The organism is Microtetraspora fusca, assembly GCF_001570365.1.
In the GTDB taxonomy this organism is placed as follows: Bacteria; Actinomycetota; Actinomycetes; order Streptosporangiales; family Streptosporangiaceae; genus Microtetraspora; species Microtetraspora fusca.
In genome coordinates, this window is the sequence record NZ_BBYK01000073.1 from 1 (window position 1) to 20,703 (window position 20,703).

A 20,703-nucleotide genomic window follows, 5' to 3' on the forward strand; every position below is an offset into this window, starting at 1 on the left:
CGCGACCCTAGGCGAGCTGTCGTACAACTACTGGGATTGACCCGAGAGCATCGAGGAAAACCGGCCGAGTGAATATTGGAGGCCACCAGTAGACGGCCTGGTATTGCAGCCGATGCAATCCCATGATGGTTGTCCTTTGGCGCTTGAACCGAGGCATTGCCATCTGACCTAGAGACATCCGCTAACTCTTGTCAGCCAACGACGTACCAGGCGATATCGAGGCTGCGCTCGTCGTGCCCGGCAAGGGCGATTTGCCCCACGTCGGGGTGCGACATGTGACTCAACTCCTGCCACTCAAACTGAGGCACCGCAGGTGACGCCCCTCTTCCTCTCGGGGCAAATGGCAGGCGACAAATGCAACGGCAGCTACCCTGCCATTCGTGGACAAGCTCGCCGAACTCGCCGCCTCGGTTACCGGCTACGCCGCCAAGACTGCTCTCATGCTGGTGCCCGCCGTCCCCGATGGCGCTCTCGGGCCCGAGGTTTGCCTCGGGCCCGACTCCATGGGCCTCCCCGGGTTCCTGGCCATGGCGCACGAGCACGGCGGCGGCCTTCTATACCTGCACGCCGCACCGTTCGACCCCGTCGACGACGAGCACGAGATCGCCGAACCCCCTCGACACCTGGTCCAACGCAAGGGCCAGATCCGCCGGATCGACGTCGCTTTCGCGGCGAACGGCATCGTCCACCTCTGGACGCACCAGGCGGACTGGTACCTGGAGTGGCAGAGCATTGCGGACGAACAATCGTCGCGGAGCGCCTCTATCACGAACAATGAGGACGACCAGTTCAGTGACGAAGAGCAAGAGCAGATCATCACTACGCTGCTGGCCAACTCCGAGTTCCGCGCTGCCAAGGGGAGCGCCCGGCAACGCGTCGTCAGGTTGGTGGTCCCGAAACTCGACGATTGGGGCTTCTGGAGTGTGATCCGCGACGCCTGTGATCGAGCCGACGAGCTGGCCAGCCAGCAGTACAAGCAGCTCACCGATCGGCTCGACGAGCTCGCCGACGAACTGGTGGCCAACCCCCAGTATCAGCAGATCAGCTCCGCCTCGGCTCGCAGGCAGTTCGCCGGGGAATTCTTGATCACAAAAGCGGAGGGGTTCAGTGCGCCAGCGCCTGTGCGCGACGAACTGCATGCACGGGCTCAGCATTTGGCCAGGGCCAAGGCGGCGCGGCTGCCTTGACGCCCTCCTGCGTAGAGGATCCGTAGGGCTGAACCCGCATCGAGAGACGCTATGTCGCTCAAAGAGTCGGGGCAAGGGAACTCGGCCTCCCTCGCTGCGGCGATCCGCCCAGGCGGTCTCATCACCGCCGATGCCGCGGGCCCACCGCTCGTGCGTCGGACGGCTCTGCATGACGCGGCCGCACGGGTCTGAGCGGTGGAGCGAGAGACGGCCAGCGAGTCGGCCGGGCTGCCCATAGGAGCCACCGGGCTCTTGGTTGGCGGCTGTCTGCGCAATGAACCACGAGAACACCGCCTACGGCCAGGAACGTTGCCGTCGCTACCGCGGCGACGGCGCACCTTGCGGCAACAAGACGGATTGCGCCGACCGCTGGTGTCGCGAGTGTGACAGGTACACGACGCCCCCACGCCTCCGCACGCCACAACAAGGCCGCTATTCAACTTCCGGGACAGGCCCCGGGCGCCCAGTCCCCTGACGTCCCACGTGGCCAGCCCCGGATCAGCAGTCCGCGTGCCTAGGGCGACGGCGCTCTCGTCCCTCCAACCGGAGCTGAAGCCGCCCGGCAGTCGAATGCGTACCGAGGGAAGATGGGCGACGTAGACGGCCAGGTCGCCGGAGGGCACCCGTACGGTGGACCGCAACTCCCGGCTCCAGTCGCCGCCGACGCCGTCCGGCCTGATGTCCACCGGCCGGGAATCGGCGAGGGGATACTTGGACCAGAGCCCGACGGTCCCCACGACGGCACGGTACGGATAGCCGGCCGCGAGCGCGGCCTCGTACACGGGGAGCGCGGCAGGCGTCAGTTCTTCGAGGGCGACGAGGTCGGCTCCCGCGCGGATCAGGGCCCGCGCGGTGCCCGCGGGATCGGGGTTCTCGTCGTTGACGTTGTGCTGGAGCACGATCAGGTCATGTGCCGTTCCCCGGCCCGCGGGCAGCACGAGCCTGCCGAACAGGGCGATCCAGACCGCCGCGAGCAGCGCAGCGGCCACCGTCGCGGTGGCCGAGCGGCGTAGCGTCGCCAGGCAGAGCAGCGCAGGGACGGCCAGGCCGAGCCAGGGGAGGAAGGTCTCCAGGAGACTACCGAGGTTGCCCACGGTGTTCGGCACGGCGGCGTGGAACAGCAGCAGCCCGGCGACCAGCACGGAAAACGACGCGAGGATCCGCCCCCGGGTCCATCGCGTGCGACCTTTCGCGTCCGTGCCCCAGCGCCATCGGTCGATGCGATGACGTCGCCCCTCGGCGGCCACAACCCTCCCTTACCTCACTGCCGACGCCGGCCTGACCCGACAGCGAAGTCACACACTGATATCGCGCCGGACATAGTGATGTCCACAAGACCGGTTCAACATCAAGTCTCGGAGTCCTCCGCCTTCGTGGTGTCTCGGTGGAGGAGTTGGTCGCCGACGCGCGTGAACGTGAGCTGTTGATCAACCCACGCGGTGACCTTGGGGACGAGCTGAGCGCCTCTTCGGCTACCCCTCGGCCTTGCGTGCGGTGAGCAGCAGGTACTCCCAGGCCATGGAGGTGGTGCCGGTGTCCTGAGTGTGGCGATGGGCGAGGGCGGCCAGGTCATGGTCCAGGGCGGTGACACGGTCGGGATCGTTCGCGATGGCGCGGTAAGCGGCGACGGTCGGGCCGTAGTTGGATTTGAAGTAGTCGCGGAATGCCTCGGGTGTCATGAACCTGTCGATCCGCACGGTCCGCCGATCGGCCGTGACATCGGTGATCTGGTCGCCGAAGAGCGCGCGGACGTGTTCCGGGCGCCCCCACAGGGGCGGCGGCTGCGTGCCGGGCGGCGGCGGGGACGCGTAGGGTTTCATCGCCGCGAACATCTGCCCGATGAACCCCTCCGGCGTCCAGTTGAGCAGGCCGATTGTGCCGCCTGGGCGGCAGACGCGGAGCATCTCGTCGGCGGCGGCCTGGTGGTGCGGCGCGAACATGATCCCGACGCAGGAGAGCACGGTGTCGAACTCACCGTTGGCGAACGGCAGCGCCTCGGCGTCGGCCTGGCGCCACTCCAGCTCCACGCCGTGCTCAGCCGATGATCGGCGTCCGGCCTCCAGCAGTTCCGGCGTCAGGTCGCAGGCGACGACCTTCGCGCCGGCCAGGGCCGCCGGGATCGCGGCGTTGCCCGTTCCGGCCGCGATGTCCAGCACCCGGTCGCCGGGCCGTACATCGCATGCCTGCACCAGGGTCGCGCCCAGGTCAGGGATGATCTCCGAGGCCACGGCCGGGTAGTCACCCAGCGCCCACATCGCCCGGTGCCTCGTCTTCAAGGCGCGGTCGGTCTCCGCCGCGCTGATCAAATTGCTCATGAAACGAGGCTAGGTTCCGGCGAAATCGCCTCCTAGTACAACATCTGTACTGGAAGGCGCCGGGGGCGGGGCTTACGCTGCAATCCATGGGCTCCTCCTACTACCAGTTCTGCCCTGTCGCAAAGGCGATGGAGATGCTCGACGAGCGCTGGACGCTGCTGGTTGTGCGGGAACTGCTGTCCGGGAGCCAGCATTTCAACGAGCTGCGCCGTGGTGTGCCGAGAATGTCCCCCTCGCTGCTGTCCAAGCGGATGCAGCAACTGGTGCGCGCCGGCGTCGTGGAGAGAGCGGCGGACGGCAACGAGGTACGGTACGTCCTTACCTCGGCCGGCGAGGAGCTGCGGCCGGTCATCGAGGCGCTCGGCGTCTGGGGCACCCGTTGGATCGGCGATCTCGGCGATATGGACCTGGACCCGAAACTGCTGCTGTGGGACATGCGCCGGCGCGTCGACCATGCCGTCGTCCCGGTCGGCCGGACCGTGGTGCTGTTCAGCTTCCCGGACGTGCACCCGCGGGCCCGCGACTGGTGGCTGGTGATCACACCCGGCGAAGCCGACGTCTGTGACGTGGACCCCGGCTATACCGTGGCGGTCACGGTGACCGCCGGCCTGCGCCACATGGTCGGGGTCTGGCGCGGCGATCTGAGCTGGCGCGACGCCCTGCGTTCCGGCGTGGTCGACGTGCATGGCCCCGAGGCGTTCCGTCGGCAACTGCCCCGTTGGTTCACACTCTCCGAGTTCGCCTCAGTGCCTCGACCCACCTGATCGAAGCGGGGCCCAAACACCCCCGCGGACGAGTGACGCGGCCAGCACTCCGCTTACCCCCGCGCACTTGCCGTCCCGGTTGCGTCCACGGAGGTGGTGTAACTCCAACCGATCAGCCGCTCCAAGGGTTGGTCGACCAGATCTTCTTACAACGCGGGGAGGGGCAGTCGGCGAAGGCAGTGATGTCATCGGCCGCATCCAGGAGGATCTCCTCCACGGGTGGGAGCTCGCTGACCTATCGCGATGGCTCGTCCCATGTCCCGGGCTTGCTTCATCAGCTTGGAGTCACACCACCCCGAGGGGACGTCACCCCCCGGGGTGGTGAAGTTAGAACGCGATGGTGAGGTCGCAATCTGGTTGAGCTGGAACCCGACCGCGACGGCTATCACCGACATCGGGGCGGAACGCCCACGGACGGACGCGCTCGACGGCGGCGCCGATGTGGAAGACGGTGGCGTCGTCATAGCTGCGGCCGACGATCTGAACCCCGGTCGGTACGCCGTTGGAGGCGCGTCCGGAGGGCACGTTGAGCACCGGGCAGCGGCTGGCGATGTTGAAGACAGTCGTCAGCACATATTCCATGTAGTGGTCGAGCTCGACGCCGTTCACGGTGAGTTTGGTGTCGACGTACTCCTCGCCCGCGCGCAGGCCGGGCGCGCCGGTGGTCGGGCAGATCAGCGCGTCGTAGCGGTCGAGCAACTCGCCGATGGGCGCGTAGATCGCCGCCTCCAGCTCAAGGCCGGCCAGGAAGCCGCCGGTCTCCTCCGAAACGGCACGGGAGTACGCGGCGAAGTCCAGCGCGTATCGGGTGAGTGTGTCGCCGTGCTCGGCGGCGACCTGGCCGACCGAGGGGCCGAAGATGGCGCCGAAGTGGGTGAACGTGGCGCGCATGACGTCGGCGCGGCGCAGCCCGACCTCGACCTCCTCGACGGTCGCTCCGGCCTCGCGCAGCGCGTCTGCTACGGCCCTGGTGTTGGCCGCGATCTCCGGCTCGATCTCCCAGTCGCCCAGGTTGGGCGCGTACGCGATGCGCAGCCCGGTCACGTTGCCCAGCCGGTCGGGGATCTGGACGGCGGGGCGGAGCGAGACCACGTCGTGCGGGTGCGGGCCGGCGATGACGTTCTGCAGCAGCGCGCAGTCCGCCACCGTGCGGGCCATCGAGCCCTCATGGCAGTAGTGGTCGAGGTTGAACGGCGGCATGACGGGCACCCGGCCGTACGGCGGCTTGTAACCCACGGTGCCGGTATTGGCGGCGGGGATACGGATCGAGCCGCCGATGTCGGATCCGGTCGCCAGCGCGGCGGTGCCCGAGGCGAGCGCCGCTCCTGAGCCGCCCGACGAGCCGCCGGGGGAGTAGTCGGGGTTCCACGGGTTGCGGGTGAGGCCCCACAGCTTCGAGTGCGTGAAGGCCGCGCAGCAGAACTCTGGCGTCGTGGTGCGGGCGTGGATGATGCCGCCGGCGGCGACGATGCGCTCGACGACCGGGTGGGTCACCTCGGCCACATGGTCCGCGTACGCGAGCGAGCCGCTTCTGGCCGGCCGTCCGGCGATCGGCTGCTCGTCCTTCGCCGCCACAGGGAGCCCTTCCAGCGGGCGCGGCGAGCCGTCGCGGTAGGCGCGCTCGGCCTGCTTCGCCTGGAGGAGCGCCTCCTCGAAGATGCGCTCGCTGAGCGCGTTGACCTGGGGTTCGACGGCCTCTGCCCGTTCGATGACGGCGGTCATCAGCTCGACGGGGGACAGCTCGCGGGACCGGAACAGCCGCAGGGCCTCGGTCGCGGGCAGGTAGGGGAGATCGGTCACGGGGCCACACTCCTTGTCGCGTCGTGGGGTGAAGGGATCTGGTGAGGACCGGCGGGGTGGATCATCCGAGCCGCTTTCTGACCGGGAGGCGGAGGACCGCGCCGTCCGATCCGCCGACGCGCAGCGTCTGCCGTGCCGCCCGGGACGACGACGCGTGCCAGGGATCCTCGTCGTTGCCCGGATGTACGAGATAGAGCGGGAAGCACGAACTGCTGATCGCCAGGCGCAGGCGGTGCCCGGGGCGGACCCGGTAGGCGGTGTCGCCGAGGCGTACGCGTACCCGGGCCGGACCGGCCACGGTGGACGCGATCTCCGCTCCCTCCAGCACCATGCGCGCCCGTCCGGAGGGATAGACGTCGAGCAGCCGGACGATCACGTGGGTGGACGGCGCGTCGGCGTCCACCGTCAACGCGACCTCCACCGGCCCCACGATGTCGAACGGCGTGTCCTGCGACTCTCCGGTGAAGGTCGCCACGTCGTCGCGCACATGGACGACCTGCTCGTCCGGAAGCCCGGAGAGCTGGCTCCACTCCACGGCGACCAGGTAGGGAACCGGTCTCAGCGGGTCGTGTGTCCACGAGACGCTCGTGCCCGTGCCCTCCGCGCGCGGGCGCAGCGCGCCGCCGTCCGCCCCGGACAGCGCCCGTTCCCCTTCCGTCAGGTGCAGCTCGACCAGGTCGACGTCCCCGGCCGGCCAGCGGTCGGCGATCTGCCATCCGGAGTTCGCGACCCGGTAACGGACCCGGGGAGCCTGCCACCGGCCCGCACGGCCGGACAGGTAATGGTCGAGGAACCGGATGGGCTCGTCCAGCATCCTGGGCAGGTAGCGCACCAGCGCGTCGTCGTCGGTCTCGTGGTCGTCGACCGGGACGCCGTCCTCGCGCAGTTCCAGGTCCTCGTGATCCGTCGCGTTCATCCGGAGGAACTGGTGCGCCGCCGCCGGGGACGCGCCGGCCCGGCGCCAGTCGTCGAGCTGGCTTCGCTGGAGGTTGTCCCACCAGCCGCCCATGTGGAGCGCGGGCAGCTTCATGGCCGGCGCGGGCGGTCCGGCGGGAAACGAGCGCCGCAGCAGCGTGCCGTCGCCGCAGGCGCGGACGAGATCGCCGAGCAACGTGGCCATGTGGGTCGCGTACTCGGGGAGCGAGTCGAGCCCGGCCAGCGGTTCGGTTGGCAGGACGGCCCCGTCGAGCATGCCGGACGACGTGAACGTGTGCAGGACCCACTCGTAGAGCGGAAGCTTGGGCACGACGCCGGGCGAGAACATGTCCATGAATTGCGAGCCGGTGACGCGAGGCACGATCGCGCGCAACGCGGGGTGGGCGCTCGCCACCGCGGCCCACTGGGTGAAGCCGTAGTAGGAGTCGCCCAGCATGCCTACCGTGCCGTCGCTCCACGGCTGCGCGACGATCCAGTCGATCGTCTGGTGACCGTCCGCGGCCTCGTTGACGAAGGGGAAGCGCTCGCCCTCGGACCGGAACTTTCCGCGGACGTCCTGGACCACGACCGCGAAACCGTGGGCGTTGAGATAGGCGGCGACCGCCGGCATGAAGGTGTAGCGCCCGCACTTGTCGTACGGCAGCCGCACCAGCACGGTCGGCAGGTCCCGCCGGCCGGACTCGGGCAGGTAGACGTCCGTGGCCAGGCGCACGCCGTCACGCAGGCGCAGCATCGTGGCGTCGGCGCGCGTGTCGATCGGCGCCGGGGTGCTGCTCCAGCGCGGGCCGGTGGAAGGACCGGTGGAAGTGGTGCTCATGGGCAGAACCGAATCTCCTCATATAGGGGAAAGGGGAAGAAAGTGGCATGGCGACACCCGGCGCCGGCAGTGACGTGACCGGCGCCGCGATGCGTCCGCGGTCGGGAGGCGGGGCCGAGTGGCGCGAGCCGGGGGCTAGACGGCGCCGATCAAGGCAGCCCAGGGCATCTGCAGGTACGCGAACGACGCCGGCGCGCCGGTGACGCGCTTGTTCATGTAGAGCTGCTGGTACGGAGCGGCGAGCGGGATGACGAGGCGTTCCGGTGTGTAGCGGACTTGGGCTTCGACGAAGAGTTCGGCCGACTTTCGGGCGTCGGCCGTGTGCAGTCCCTTGTCCATCAGCCGGCGGACTTCGGGGTCGTCGTACCCCGTCCAGTTGAACAGGCCGTCGGGCCGGACGTAGTTGTCCGGGTAGGAGATCGGGTTGGCGAACTCGCTGTAGCCCACGGCGTAGACGAGGTCGACCTCCTTGCGGCGCTCGGGGTTGTAGAAGAGGTCGGAGAATTCCGTCGGCTGGACCTGCCGGATCGTCATGGTGAGCCCGATGTCCTTGGCGGACGCCTGGACGAACGTGAGGATCTGCAACGCGGTCTGGTCGCCGGCGGGCATCGCCGCCGTGAACGCGCGGTTCGGCGGGCCGGCCTCGGCGACGAGCGCCCGGGCCTTCTCCAGGTCGGGCTTCGCGGTGTCCTCCAGCTTCGCGTACGCGTCTTCGAAGGTCTTCCGGGTGGGGCCGGTTCCCCACATGCCCGGCGGGATCATGGTGTTCAGGGGCTCCGCGGCCGGACCGAACACGTTCGCGACCAGAGCGGTCTTGTCGATGGCCAGATCAAGCGCCTTCCTCACCCGCGCGTCGGCCATCGGGCCCGTCTTCTGGGCGGGAAGGAGTTCCACCATCTGGGTGCTCGGCCCGAGGTACAGCGTGCCCGAGCCGGAGCCGGAGAGCACGGGATAGCTCGTGCTCGGCGGGCCGTACGTTCCGTCGACCTCTCCGGCGAGCAGCGCGCTCGTCAGCGTGCTCGAGTCGCTGATGAAGGTGAAGACGACCTTCCCGGCCTTGGCCGCCCGGGTTCTGTCCCAGTAGCGGTCGTTGCGGGTGAGCGCGATCTCCGCTCCGGGCGCCCACTTCTCCAGCGCGAAGGGGCCGGTGCACATCACACCCCCCTTGGGCGTTCCGTAGGCGGCGCCCGCCTTCTCGACGTAGGACTTCTGGGAGATCAGCCCCGCCGCTGTGGCCATCGACTGCTCGAAGATCGCGCTCGGCCGCGAGAAGCGGACGGTGACCTGCGTCGGTCCCGTCTTCTTGATGGAGGTCACCGCGTCGTAGGTCGACGACCAGAAGGAGCCGAGCTTCTTGTCCCTGGTGTGCCGTTCCAGGCTGTAGACGACGTCCTCCGGTGTGAGCGGGTCGCCGTTGGTGAATGTCACGCCCGGCCGCAGGTCGTAGACGATCGTCCGGTCGTCGGGGCGGGTGATCCTCTCCGCCAGGCCCGGCTCGATCGAGAAGTCGGCGTTCATCCGTACCAGGCCCTCGCAGAGGTTTCCTTCGACGGTGCTTCCCGGATAGTCGCCGGTCAACGCGGGGTCGAGCGACGTCGGCTCACCGTTGGGCAGCGCCCACGTCAACCGCTCCAGTCGCCCGTTGCCCGGCGGCGTCGTGTACGTCACCGACTTCTCCAGGTCGTCGTGGGACGCCTGTGCGACCGGTTTGGCCGCGCATGCGGCGGCCAGTGCCGACGCCGCGACGCCGGCGGCCAGCGCGAGGAGCGGGCGCCCGGTCGTGAACGCGGTACGACGTCGAGGATGGGTTCGGACCCTCATGGGAGGGGCTCCTTCGTCTCGGATACGGGGGGCAGGGGGTGACCGGACGGGACCGGCGGTCGCCCCTCGGTCGTACGGCGTCGCGGAGTCCACCCCGGACGCGGCACCGATGCGAGAAGCCGCCGCGTGTACGGATGAGCCGCCCGCTCCAGCACGTCCGCGACCGGCCCGCGCTCAACGATGCGGCCCGAACGCATGACCACGACGTCGTCGCAGACCTGCTGGACGACGGCCAGATCGTGCGTGATGAACAGGTACGCGACGCCGGTGGCCTCGCGGACGTCGGCGAGCACGTTGAGGACCTGGGCCTGGATGGACACGTCGAGCGCGGCGACGGCCTCGTCCAGGATCAGGACCTTCGGCTCGGCGGCGAGGGCACGGGCGATGGCGACCCGCTGGCGCTGTCCGCCCGACAGCGCGCGGGGCAGGGCCCCGGCCTGCCGTTCGTCGAGGCCGACCTGATCGATCAGTTCGGCGACCCGGCCGTCGCGCTGCCGTGCGTCCATGTCGAAGTGCAGCGTGAGCACCTCGGCGAGACAGTCGCGGACACGCTGGCGGGGGTCCAACGACGAGTAGGGGTCCTGGAAGACGATCTGCACCTCGCGCCCCCGCCGCCGGCGACGTGCGGAGCTCGTACGCCCGCGGCCCCGTTCCACCCCGTCGACGAGGACGGCGCCCGACGTGGCGCGTTCGAGTCCCACGATGAGGCGGGCACAGGTGGTCTTGCCGGAGCCGGACTCGCCCACGACGGCCAGGGAACCGCCGGGCGCGAGGGTGAAGCTCTCGCGATACAGGGCCGTGAACTCGCCGTCGGGACAATCCTCCGTGACGGCGACGGGATACACCTTGCGCAGGTCGCGGACCTCGAGGGCGGGGTGGTTCATCGGGCGGCTCCGTCCCCGACCACGGCCTGGGGTTCGGCCTCCCCCGCGAAGTGGCAGGCGACCCGCCCTCCAGTGACGTGGACGGGCGCGGGACGTTCCCGCCGGCACAGGTCGCGCACCATCGGGCAGCGTGTGGCGAACGCGCAACCGTCGCCGACCTCGAACGCCGATATCGGCCGGCCCTCGATGGTCCGGAGGCGGGGCTCGCGGCGCCCGATCTCGGGGCGCGCGGCCAGCAGTCCCCTGGTGTAGGGGTGCGACGCGTCCGGAGTGAGCGCGCCGGCCGGCCGCTCCTCCACGATCGATCCGGCGTACATGACGGCGATCCGGTCGCAGACCGCGGCCGCGAGGTCGAGGTCGTGCGTGATGAAGAGCATGGCGAGGCCTCTCTCGCGGCGGAGCCCGTCGATGATCGCCACGACCTCCTCCTGCGTCGTGACGTCGAGGGCGGTCGTCGGCTCGTCGGCCAGGAGCAGGTCCGGCTCGGTGGCGAGCGCGGCGGCGATCATCACTCGCTGCAGCAGCCCGCCGGAGAGCTCGTGCGGGTACTGGCTCAGCCGCCGATCGACGTCGGCGACGCCCACGGCGCGCATCAGGCGGGAGACCCGCTCCCGGGCCTGCCCGGCCGAGAGCCGCCCGTCGAGGCGTACGCCTTCCATCAGGAAGTCCCCGATCCTCCGTACGGGGTTGATGTGCGCCCGGGGATCCTGGAAGACCATGCCCACCCGTGTCGCCCGCCACCGGCGCAGCGCCCGTCGGTCCATGCCGGGGATCGAAACGCCGTCGAACCGTATCTCGCCGGAGAGCCGCGCCCCCTCGGGGAGCAGTCGCATCACCGCCCGCGTGGTCATGGATTTTCCCGACCCGGACTCGCCGACCAGGGCGACCGCCTCGCCCGCCCGGACGTCGAGGGACACGTCGTGGATGACGGTCCGCGAGCCCTTCTTGGCGGGGAGCTCGACGCGGAGCCGGTCGATCGACAGCAGGGCGCTCATCGGTCCTCTCCCAGGAACACCCTGGACAGCCCCTGGCCGAGCAGGTTGAAGGCCACAACGGCGATGACGATGGTGAGCCCGGCGGACAAGGACTGTTCCAGGTGGCCTGCGACGATCGACGGCTGGCCGTTCGCCACCATCAGTCCCCACTCGGGGGCGGGAGGCTGGGTGCCCAGCCCGAGGAAGGAGACGGCCGACAGGTCGAGCAGCGCGTACCCGAAGGCCACGGTCGCCTGCACGATCAGCAGCGGCAGCAGGTTGGGGACCAGATGCCGGGCACAGATCGCGGCGGCGCCGAACCCCTGGACCTCCAGCGCGGCGATGTAGGGAAGGTTGCGCTGGCGGATCGCGGCGGTCCGCAGCACCCGGGCGATGTAGGGGACGTAGGAGATCGACAGGGCGGCGGCCGGGGCCATCAGGCCGGGCCCGATGACCGCCACCGCGACGATCGCGAGAACGAGGCCGGGGAACGCGAAGATCACGTCCAGACCTCGCGAGACGAACGCGTCGAACCGTCCGCCGATCCACGCGGCGGAGACGGCGACGAGGGTGCCGACGACGGCCGCGACGACAACGACGATCGCCGGACCCAGGAGACTCGCCCGCGCGCCGTACAGCAGCCGGGACAGGATGTCCCGTCCCACGTCGTCCGTGCCGAGCAGATGGGCGCCGCCCGGCCCCTGGTAGACCGCGGACGGGTCGACCTGCGTCGGGTCGTACGGCGCGACGGCCGGCGCGAAGACGGCGGCGAGGGTGAGCAGCGTCACGACGGCGCACGCCACGGCGGTGAGGGCGCCGAACCGGTAGGCCCGTGAGGTGATCTCGGGGGAGCCCGGCGCGGCGGCCAGCTGGAGGACGCTCATCCGGCCGTCCTCCTCGTGGCCCGCGGGTCCAGCAACGCGTTGGCCACGTCGACCAGCATGTTGACCATCACGAACGCGACGACGAGCACCAGCGAGATCGCCTGCACGATCGCGAGGTCCTGCTTGGCGGCACTTTGCACGAGAAGCGCTCCGACTCCGTTGATGCCGAACGCCTGCTCCGCCACCGCCGTGCCGGCGAAGAGTCCGGCGACCGTCAGGCCGCTGACCGTGAGGATCGGCCCCGACGCGTTGCGCAGGACATGGCGACGCAGGATCGACCGCTCCGGGACACCGCGACCGCGAGCGGTGTCGACGTGCTCTGAACGCAGCTCTTCGCGGACGGAGGCCCGCGTCATCTGGGCCACGTAGGCGATCCACGAGAACGCCAACGCGAAGGCGGGCAGGGTCAGATGCCACAACCGGTCGGCCAGGCCGCTTCCCGCGCCGAAGACGGGGAACCAGCCGAGTCCCGTGGCGAAGACCGCGACGAAGACGACGGCCATCACGAACGTGGGCGCGCCCATCATCACCGTCGTGGCGACCGTGATGACGGCGCCGGCGCGCCTCTCCTTCCAGCCCGCGAGGAGGCCGAGCCCCACTCCCGCGACAATGATCACGATCGCCGCGTACGCGACGAGGAGAAGCGTGGTCAGCGCTCGGGCGGCGATGAGGTCGGCGACCGGGCTGCGGTAGACGAGTGACGTCCCGAAGTCGCCGCGAACGGCCCCGCCGAGCCATCGGAGATAGCTCTGCCAGAACGGTTCGTCGAGGTGGAACTGGCGGCGTATCGCCGCCAGCGCCTCGGGGTTCGGTTTGCTTCCCCCGACGAGCAACGACGCCGGATCGCCGGGCACGACGAACATGGCGCCGTAGATGACCACGCTGGCCACGACCAGTGTGGTGAGAAGTGCGGTGAGTCGCCCCACTAATGATCGTGTGCGCGACGCTGCCCTGGAAGTGATGACGACACTCCCCTCTGTGCAGGTGAAATCGCGCGGGCCGGACACCGGTGCGGATCTCACGGAAGACGACGGGCGAGTAGATGCAACGCTGTTGTATGACAGCGTTGTATGACGTTGTTGCAGGAAGCTATATGCTCTGCGAGACAGGCGTCAAGAACCGGTTTCCCGCGACATCTCGGGGGCGGTTCCCCCGCGCACGCGGGCGTCGTCGTCGCGCCGCGACAGCCGGAGAACTCAGCAGCAGTGAAGGATTCGAGGTCAGCCAATGCCCATCGAGATCGACATCGCCGAGCGTCTTGAGCAGATCGCCGAGGCCACGCTGCGCGTGGCCGAGCGCGAGGGGCCGGCGGCGATCACCATCCGGGCGGTCGCGGCCGAGCTCGGGGGCTCGACCGCCGTGGTCACCAATTACCTCGCGACCCGCTCCGACCTTCTGGTCAACGCCATCCGCCACGCGCAACGCGGATGGCGGGAGGACCTGGACAGCCACGTCAATCCGCACGAGGGGGCGCAGCGCCTGCGCGCCTACATGGAATGGTCGGCGGGCACCGTCGGCCACGACCGCGCCGTGCGGCAGATATGGCTCGACGTCGCCGCCAAGGCCGAGTCGCGAAGTGCGGCCTTCGAACTGCTCCGCCAGGACGCCGTGGAGCATCACCGGATGCTGCGTGCCGCCGTGGCCGAGGCGGGCGCGCCTGACGCCGACTTCGCGGCCGACGTTCTCTATCTGATGCTTCGCGGCTTCTATTTCGCCAGCACGGAGGACCCGGAACTGTGGACGGACGAGCGGGTCGGCGCGGCCGTCTCCCGGCTGACCGATGTGTTCATCGCCGGGCTGGGAACGCGCACGACCGGCGCAGACGAGACCTCCGCCGAGACGGACGGAGGAACGGGGCGGTAGCCGGAACACCCCACAGCGGATCACGGCCCGGCGCGAGATATATAACGACCCGATAACAAGATCTACCGAGTACTCGGTCTGATGGCGCATGCTCCTCGTCAGCGATACCTCTCGCGAGATTCGGAGCCCCCTATGAAGCCGAACCGCCGATGCGCCGCCTTCCTCGCCACCGTGGTCATGACCACGGCCGCGCTCCCCACCGCCTCCGCTGTCGCCGCCGCCCCGCGCCCCGACTCCGCCAGGCCGCTGACCATCCTGCTCAGCAACGACGACGGCTACAGCGCTCCGGGCATCAAGGCCGTCTTCGACAAGCTCACCGCCGCAGGACACGACGTCACCATCGTGGCCCCGGCCGCCAACCAGAGCGGCGCGAGCGCCAAGCGCACCGTCGAGGACGGCCACCAGGTCACCGCCAAGAAGGTGTCCGACAAGGTCTGGGCCGTGGACGGCACCCCGGCCGACTCGGTCCTGTTCGGCCTCGGCCACGTCCTCGCGGGCGGCAAGGTCGACCTGGTCGTCTCCGGCACCAACCTCGGGCAGAACGTCGGCGGCATCGTCGACAACTCCGGCACCGTAGGCGCCGCCGTCACGGCCATCGACCTCGGCGTGCCGGCCATCGCGGTGAGCACCGAATTCGACTTCGACGACATGCGGAACACGATCGCCAACATGCCGGCCACCGCGGACTTCGTCACCCGGCTGGTCGCGCGGCTTCAGCACACGGCGCGCGGCGGGCGCCTGCTGCCCAGGCACGCCGGTCTGAACGTCAACTATCCGACGCGTCCCGGTCTCGCCGCGCCGACCGGCGTCGCGTTCACCCGGCAGAGCCGTGAGGAGCTGTTCGGCGTGATCTACGAGCCGAGCGGCGGCGACACCTTCACGATGAAGGTCTCCTACGCCGACACCGAGGGCGAGGCATGGAGCGACCTTGCCGCCCTCGCCAGGGGCGAGGTCAGCATCACCCCGATCGACGCCGACTGGACGGCCGGCCCGGCGACCTACGGCGCGACCACCGCACGCCTCGGCGGCCTGCGCTGACCCGCTACGACGTTCCGCGGGAGGCGCGGCGGGAGCGGCGAATCTCCTCCCCGCCAATGGTTCGCCGTGTCCCGCACGTTTCCCGGAGCGTTTCTCGGACCGCGATTCTCGACACAACTGTGAGGTGATCGGATGTTGCACACCCGTGAATGGGGCTCGGGCGACCGGGTCGCCGTGCTGATCCACGGAATCATGGCCGACTCCCGCTGCTGGTGGCGGGTCGGCCCGGCGCTGGCCGAACGCGGATACCGGGTCGTCGCCGTCGACCTACCCGGCCACGGGCTCAGCCCCCGCGCCCAGGAGTACACCCCGGAGCTGTACGCGTCGAGCGTGCTGGAGTCGGTCCCCGCCGAGCCCGATGTGGCCATCGGCCACTCACTCGGCGGACTCACCCTGGCGGTCGCCGTCGAACGGCTCCGGCCGGGCCGGGCGATCTACTCCGATCCCGGGTTCCGGCTCCCGAAGAGGGACGACGTGGATCTCGGCGCGATGCTGGCCGCGGCCAAGGACCAGACCGTGGACATGGTGCGGCAATTTCACCCGGGCTGGTCCGTCGAGGAGTGCGCCCTCGAGGTCGAGATGCTGGCGAGGTGGGATCCGGCCACTGCGCTCGCGCTCGACTCGTTCGCCGGCACCGACTTCACGCCGCAGCCCGTGGTGCCGTCCCTGGTCCAGCTCGCCGACCCGAGCGACCTCGTCCCCCCGGAGGCCGCCGACGCCCTCGTCGCCAAGGGCTTCGACGTTCGGGTCGTGAAGGGCGCCGAGCACACGATCCACCGCCACCTCTTCGAGGACTTCATGGCAGGTCTCGACGGCTGGGTCTAGACCGTCCCGGCACGGCCCCCGTACGAGGCGAGCCGGCGCGCCCTCCCGTCCTCAGACCGTCGCACCCACTGATGCCGATCACCCCCCTGGAGCATCATGACCGTCAGGACCACCCCCCAACAGAGGAGCCAGGCCGGCCTCTTCGGGCTCCTCTTCCTCGCCAACACCGCGATGTTCGCCGTCTACTTCGGGGTGGGCGGCCCGCTCGTGCAGAGTGCCATCGAGGCCGCCGACCCCGTCAACAAGGTGTCCAACGCCGGCATGGTCGCGGGGATCAGCGCGATCTTCGCCACCCTGTTCAACCCGATCGGCGGAGCACTCTCCGACCGGACGCGCTCGCGCTTCGGCCGCCGCAACCCCTGGCTGCTGGGCGGCGCGCTGGCCGCCTTCGCCGCGCTGTGGTTCCTCGGCACGGCCGGCAGCGTCATCGTGATCCTGGTCGCCTGGTCCGTCGCCCAGGCCATGATGAATCTCTTCCAGGCCGCGCTCACGGCCATCGTCCCCGACCGCGTGCCCAGGGAACTGCGCGGGACCGCCTCGGCCGTCGCGGGCGTCGCCACCTCGGTCGCGGCCATCGTCGGAACCCAGATCGCGGCCGCATACATCGGCTCGGTCGCGGGCTTCCTGCTGCTGGGCGCGGGCGTGGTCGCGTCGGCGGTACTTCTGGTGCTGTTCAGCCGGGACCCCCGTCCCGGGGAGTACGAGGTCGTGGTCAAGGAGCGCAGATCGCCGCTCGCCGCGCTCGCGCAATTCGTGTCCGCCCTGAGGCACCGCGACTTCATGTGGGTGTTCGTCGGCCGTGCGCTGATGAACCTCAGCTATTTCATGGTGCTGATGTTCCAGCTCTACATCCTCCAGGACTACATCGCGCTGCCCCCAGGCGTGACGGCGGTCGGGGGCGTGGCGACCCTGACTCTGATCAACACGGGCACGTCCGTCCTCGCCACCCTGATCGGCGGGCCGCTGGCCGACAAGCTGCAGCGCTACCGGCTGTTCGTGTTCGTCTCCAGCGCGGTCACCGGGCTGGCCATGCTGATCCTCCTGATGTCGCCCACCTGGACCGGAATAATGATCTTCGCGGCCGTCAACGGGGTGAGCTTTGGCGCCTACTACGCCGTCGACACCGCCCTGGTCACCCTCGTCCTGCCCAACCCGGAGAACGCGGCCAGGGACCTGGGGGTGCTCAACGTCGCCAATGCCGGGCCCCAGATGATCGCGCCGCTCGCCGCGGCGTTCTTCATCGGCCTGGGCGGCTACCCGACGCTTTTCGTCGCGTCCGTCGTGGTGGCGATCGTGGGGGCGCTGACCGTGCTCCGGGTCGAATCCGTCCGCTGAGTCCGTACTCGTGCCGACGCGCGCCGCGTCACGAGGGACGCGGCGCGCCTTTCAGGAGGGAGAGGAAGGCGCGGAACAGCCCCGGCATGTCGATCTCGTCGGGGGCGAGCAGCCACTGGAGCTGGAGTCCGTCCATCACCGCGAACATCAGGGGCGCGGCCTGCTCGGGCGTGAGGCCGGCGGGCAGCTCGTCGCCGAGCTCGGCGCGGATCACCTCGGCCATCCAGGCGCGGGAGGTTCCGTAGCGCTCCTTGAAGAAGTTCCTCGCCGGGTGGTCCTCGATCACGCTCTCCGCGGAGAGCACGGTGAAGGACTGCACGATGCCCCGGCGCTGCGCGTTGTACTCGACGAGGCCGGCCACGGTCTCCAGAGTGATCGCCCCGCCCTCTCCCGGCAGCACGAGCACGTCGAGGTTGCGCTCGTCGCGTAGCCGCAGCACTTCGGCGAGCAGCCGGTCCTTGCTGGGGAAGTAATGCAGCACACCCTGCTGGCTGAGGCCCACCCGCTCGGCGATCGACGCGATCGACGCCCCCGTGTAGCCACGTTGGGCGAACACGTCGAGCGCGGCCAGCAGGATCTCCTCCCGGCGGTTCTCGCGTGCCCCTCGGTGCCGCACCATGGATCACTCCTCTCGTCGCGCCGAGCCTAACGCGATCAGCCGACATAACGATTGCATCTCGTAACCTACCGACTATTCGGTAATCACGGGCATACTCCGAGGGAAGTGGATCACAGCGACGTCCGGGGAGATCGGCGTGATTCACAATTCTGGTCCTTCACATCGAGGGGGTTGGCTGACCGTGTCGGCAACCGAGCGCGACGACGACATCGTGGAACAGGCGCTGAGCGAGCTCGACCTCGACACCAAGGCGCGCATTCTGGCCGGACGGGACATGTGGCGCCTGCCCGCGGCGCCCGGCGTCGGCCTGGAGCCGATCGTCATGTCGGACGGACCGATCGGCGTACGGGGCGCCCGGTGGACGGCCGACGACCCGTCCATCGCCCTGCCGAGCCCGACCGCCCTCGCCGCGACCTGGGACGTGGGGCTGGCCCGCCGCGTGGGCAACCTGCTGGCTCAGGAGGCCCGCCGAAAGGGCGTGCACGTGCTGCTGGCGCCGACCGTCAACCTGCACCGCTCTCCGCTCGGCGGCCGCCACTTCGAGTGCTACTCCGAGGATCCGGTGCTGACCGGCGAGATCGCCGCCGCGTACGTCACCGGAGTCCAGGAGGGCGGCGTCGCCGCCACGGTGAAGCACTTCGTGGCCAACGACTCCGAGACCGAGAGGATGACCGCCGACGTCCTGGTCGGCGAACGCGCCCTGCGTGAGCTCTACCTGGCACCCTTCGAGGTCGTGGTGAAGAAGGCGGGGCCGTTCGGCGTCATGGCGGCCTACAACAGCGTCAACGGCCCCACGATGACGGAACACGACGAGCTGCTGAACACGGTCCTGCGCGACGAGTGGGGATTCGACGGCGTCGTCGTCTCCGACTGGACGGCCGCCCGCCACACGATCCGCGCCGCACTCGGCGGGCTCGACATCGCCATGCCCGGCCCCGCCACCGTGTACGGCCCGGCGCTCGCGGCGGCCGTACGCGCCGGCGAGCTGGACGAGGAGGTCGTGGACGAGCACGCGCGCCGGGTGCTCACCCTGGCCCGCCGGGTGGGCGCCCTGGAGGGCGCGCGCCGCGCCGACCCCGTGCCGCCCGTCGACGGGGAGGCGCTGGCCCGTGAGGTCGCGGCGGCGTCGTTCACGCTGCTGCGCAACGACGGCGTGCTGCCGTTCGGGCCGGACACGAGCGTGGCCCTCATCGGGGGAGCGGCGAAGGAGGCCCGCGTGATGGGCGGGGGCAGCGCCCAGGTCTTCCCCTCCCATGTCGTGTCGCCGTACGAGGGGCTCGTCTCCGCGGGAGTCCCGATGGCGTACGCCCGCGGCGCCGACCCGAGCGACCGGCTCAACCCGGCACGGTTCCCGCTGCGCGCGGTCTGCCGGGCCGAGGACGGGCGGGTGCTGGGCGACGTCCCGCTGCCCGACGGGGCGATCCAGTGGCTCGGCGAGATGCCGGACGGCGTCGCCTTCGCGGAGCTGCGCGGCGTCGAGATCACCGGCACGTTCACCCCCGAGGCCGGAGGCGTCCACCGGTTCTCCATCGAGGGGGTCGGCCGCTTCCGGCTCACCGTCGGCGGGCGGACCCGTTTCGACGGGACGATCGCCCCGGAAGGCGACGACCCGGTCGCGGTGTTCATGGCGCCGCCGCGCACGGTCGTCGAGGCGGAGCTGGCCGCCGGCGAGCCGGTGGACGTCCGCCTCGAACACACGGTGCCCCGGTCCGACCTGCTGCCGTTCCCCTTCGTCGGCGCCACGCTCGGTCACCGGGAACCGTCGCTCGGCCCGGACGAGCTGATCGAGGAGGCCGCCCGGGCCGCCGCGGCGGCGGACGTCGCCGTGGTCGTCGTGGCGACGACCAAGGAGGTGGAGAGCGAGGGCTTCGACCGCACGTCGCTGAAGCTGCCCGGCCGCCAGGACGAGCTGGTGTCCCGGGTGGCCGCCGCCAACCCGCGGACGGTCGTCGTGGTCAACGCCGGCTCACCTGTGGAGATGCCGTGGCGGGACGAGGTCGCGGCCGTCCTGCTCACCTGGTTCCCGGGCCAGGAGGGCGGCCACGCGCTGGCCGACGTGCTGCTCGGCCGTACAGAGCCGGGCGGCCGGCTGCCGACCACCTGGCCCGCGGTGCTGGCCGACTGCCCGGTCGTCGACGTCACCCCGGTCGACGGCGTGCTGCGCTACGAGGAGGGCGTCTTCGTTGGGTACCGCGCCTGGGAGCGGTCCGGCAGGGCTCCCGCCTTCGGGTTCGGAGCCGGCCTCGGATACACGACCTGGCACTACGAATCCGCCGAGTACGCCGACGCGACCCTCACCGTCCGGGTGCGCAACACCGGCGGCCGACCCGGACGCGAGGTGGTGCAGGTCTACCTGGCGCCCGCGGCGCCTGAGGAGTCCCGGCCCGCACGTTGGCTGGCCGGGTTCGCCGTCGCCGAGGCCGGCCCCGGCGAGACCGCGGAGGTGTCCGTGGAGATCCCACGCCGCGCGGCCGAGGTCTGGAGCGCGGACGGATGGCGCCTGGTCTCCGGGGACTACGTGCTCCAGACCGGGCATTCACTCGACGACATCCGCCTCACCACCGACCTGACCTTGTAGAAGAGCAGGCCATAACTCGTCGACGGCCGGCCCGACCAAGATCCCATCCGGCCCCGGAGTGCG

At 70.1% G+C, this 20,703-nt stretch carries 17 protein-coding genes; 7 read left to right on the plus strand and 10 right to left on the minus strand.

Going from position 1 to position 20,703, the window contains the following annotated elements; genetic code table 11:
* Window positions 1-380 precede the first annotated feature (380 nt).
* The gene (locus tag AWQ68_RS34385) at window positions 381-1,187 is read left to right on the plus strand and encodes a hypothetical protein (protein WP_066948972.1); all 807 of its coding nucleotides are present in this window, start codon (window positions 381-383) and stop codon (window positions 1,185-1,187) included.
* On the opposite strand, the gene AWQ68_RS44035 is transcribed toward AWQ68_RS34385, so the two are convergent.
* Window positions 1,148-2,329: an endonuclease/exonuclease/phosphatase family protein gene (locus AWQ68_RS44035; RefSeq protein ID WP_218007160.1), complete on the minus strand. Its 1,182-nt coding sequence runs from the start codon at window positions 2,327-2,329 to the stop codon at window positions 1,148-1,150. The two genes, AWQ68_RS34385 and AWQ68_RS44035, sit on opposite strands and share 40 nt — an antisense overlap.
* Before the next feature lie 330 nt (window positions 2,330-2,659).
* Complete coding sequence (locus tag AWQ68_RS34395; protein WP_066948976.1) at window positions 2,660-3,502, minus strand: class I SAM-dependent methyltransferase; 843 nt, start codon at window positions 3,500-3,502, stop codon at window positions 2,660-2,662.
* An 86-nt stretch (window positions 3,503-3,588) separates the two neighbouring features.
* Here AWQ68_RS34395 and AWQ68_RS34400 point away from each other — a divergent pair, with 86 nt between their 5' ends.
* Complete coding sequence (locus AWQ68_RS34400; RefSeq protein WP_066948977.1) at window positions 3,589-4,266, plus strand: winged helix-turn-helix transcriptional regulator; 678 nt, start codon at window positions 3,589-3,591, stop codon at window positions 4,264-4,266.
* Window positions 4,267-4,593: 327 nt separating this feature from the next.
* On the opposite strand, the gene AWQ68_RS34405 is transcribed toward AWQ68_RS34400, so the two are convergent.
* The 7 genes from AWQ68_RS34405 to AWQ68_RS34435 form a co-directional block, all read right to left on the minus strand.
* Window positions 4,594-6,066: an amidase gene (locus AWQ68_RS34405; RefSeq protein WP_066948978.1), complete on the minus strand. Its 1,473-nt coding sequence runs from the start codon at window positions 6,064-6,066 to the stop codon at window positions 4,594-4,596.
* A gap of 61 nt (window positions 6,067-6,127) precedes the next feature.
* Complete coding sequence (locus AWQ68_RS34410; RefSeq protein ID WP_066948980.1) at window positions 6,128-7,819, minus strand: CocE/NonD family hydrolase; 1,692 nt, start codon at window positions 7,817-7,819, stop codon at window positions 6,128-6,130.
* A 135-nt stretch (window positions 7,820-7,954) separates the two neighbouring features.
* Window positions 7,955-9,640, minus strand: a complete 1,686-nt coding sequence (locus AWQ68_RS34415) for an ABC transporter substrate-binding protein (protein WP_066948982.1) — start codon at window positions 9,638-9,640, stop codon at window positions 7,955-7,957.
* Window positions 9,637-10,524: an ABC transporter ATP-binding protein gene (locus AWQ68_RS34420; RefSeq protein ID WP_066948985.1), complete on the minus strand. Its 888-nt coding sequence runs from the start codon at window positions 10,522-10,524 to the stop codon at window positions 9,637-9,639. The genes AWQ68_RS34415 and AWQ68_RS34420 overlap by 4 nt, the downstream gene beginning before the upstream one ends.
* Window positions 10,521-11,519: an ABC transporter ATP-binding protein gene (locus tag AWQ68_RS34425; RefSeq protein ID WP_066948987.1), complete on the minus strand. Its 999-nt coding sequence runs from the start codon at window positions 11,517-11,519 to the stop codon at window positions 10,521-10,523. Before AWQ68_RS34425 ends, AWQ68_RS34420 begins: the two co-directional genes overlap by 4 nt.
* Window positions 11,516-12,382 carry an ABC transporter permease gene (locus AWQ68_RS34430; protein WP_066948989.1) on the minus strand — a complete coding sequence of 289 codons (867 nt, stop codon included), beginning with the start codon at window positions 12,380-12,382 and terminating at the stop codon, window positions 11,516-11,518. The genes AWQ68_RS34425 and AWQ68_RS34430 overlap by 4 nt, the downstream gene beginning before the upstream one ends.
* On the minus strand, window positions 12,379-13,308 hold the full coding sequence (locus tag AWQ68_RS34435; RefSeq protein WP_245656390.1) for an ABC transporter permease: 930 nt from the start codon (window positions 13,306-13,308) through the stop codon (window positions 12,379-12,381). The genes AWQ68_RS34430 and AWQ68_RS34435 overlap by 4 nt, the downstream gene beginning before the upstream one ends.
* 301 nt (window positions 13,309-13,609) lie before the next feature.
* Here AWQ68_RS34435 and AWQ68_RS34440 point away from each other — a divergent pair, with 301 nt between their 5' ends.
* The 4 genes from AWQ68_RS34440 (at window position 13,610) to AWQ68_RS34455 (ending at window position 17,443) form a co-directional block, all read left to right on the plus strand.
* Entirely contained in the window at window positions 13,610-14,245 is a 636-nt protein-coding gene (locus AWQ68_RS34440) for a TetR/AcrR family transcriptional regulator (protein WP_066948992.1), read from the plus strand.
* Between the two features lie 132 nt (window positions 14,246-14,377).
* Window positions 14,378-15,283: a 5'/3'-nucleotidase SurE gene (gene surE / locus AWQ68_RS34445; RefSeq protein WP_169809042.1), complete on the plus strand. Its 906-nt coding sequence runs from the start codon at window positions 14,378-14,380 to the stop codon at window positions 15,281-15,283.
* A gap of 132 nt (window positions 15,284-15,415) precedes the next feature.
* Window positions 15,416-16,108, plus strand: coding sequence for an alpha/beta fold hydrolase (locus tag AWQ68_RS34450; RefSeq protein ID WP_066948995.1), 693 nt, complete (start codon window positions 15,416-15,418; stop codon window positions 16,106-16,108).
* A 96-nt stretch (window positions 16,109-16,204) separates the two neighbouring features.
* Complete coding sequence (locus AWQ68_RS34455) at window positions 16,205-17,443, plus strand: MFS transporter (RefSeq protein WP_066948997.1); 1,239 nt, start codon at window positions 16,205-16,207, stop codon at window positions 17,441-17,443.
* 28 nt (window positions 17,444-17,471) lie between these two features.
* Here AWQ68_RS34455 and AWQ68_RS34460 read toward each other — a convergent pair whose 3' ends face one another.
* Window positions 17,472-18,062, minus strand: a complete 591-nt coding sequence (locus AWQ68_RS34460; RefSeq protein ID WP_066948999.1) for a TetR/AcrR family transcriptional regulator — start codon at window positions 18,060-18,062, stop codon at window positions 17,472-17,474.
* 181 nt (window positions 18,063-18,243) lie between these two features.
* Between AWQ68_RS34460 and AWQ68_RS34465 the strand changes: the two genes are divergently transcribed.
* Window positions 18,244-20,640 (plus strand): glycoside hydrolase family 3 protein, encoded by a 2,397-nt coding sequence (locus tag AWQ68_RS34465; RefSeq protein ID WP_066949001.1) that lies wholly within the window; start codon window positions 18,244-18,246, stop codon window positions 20,638-20,640.
* Window positions 20,641-20,703: the final 63 nt, after the last annotated feature.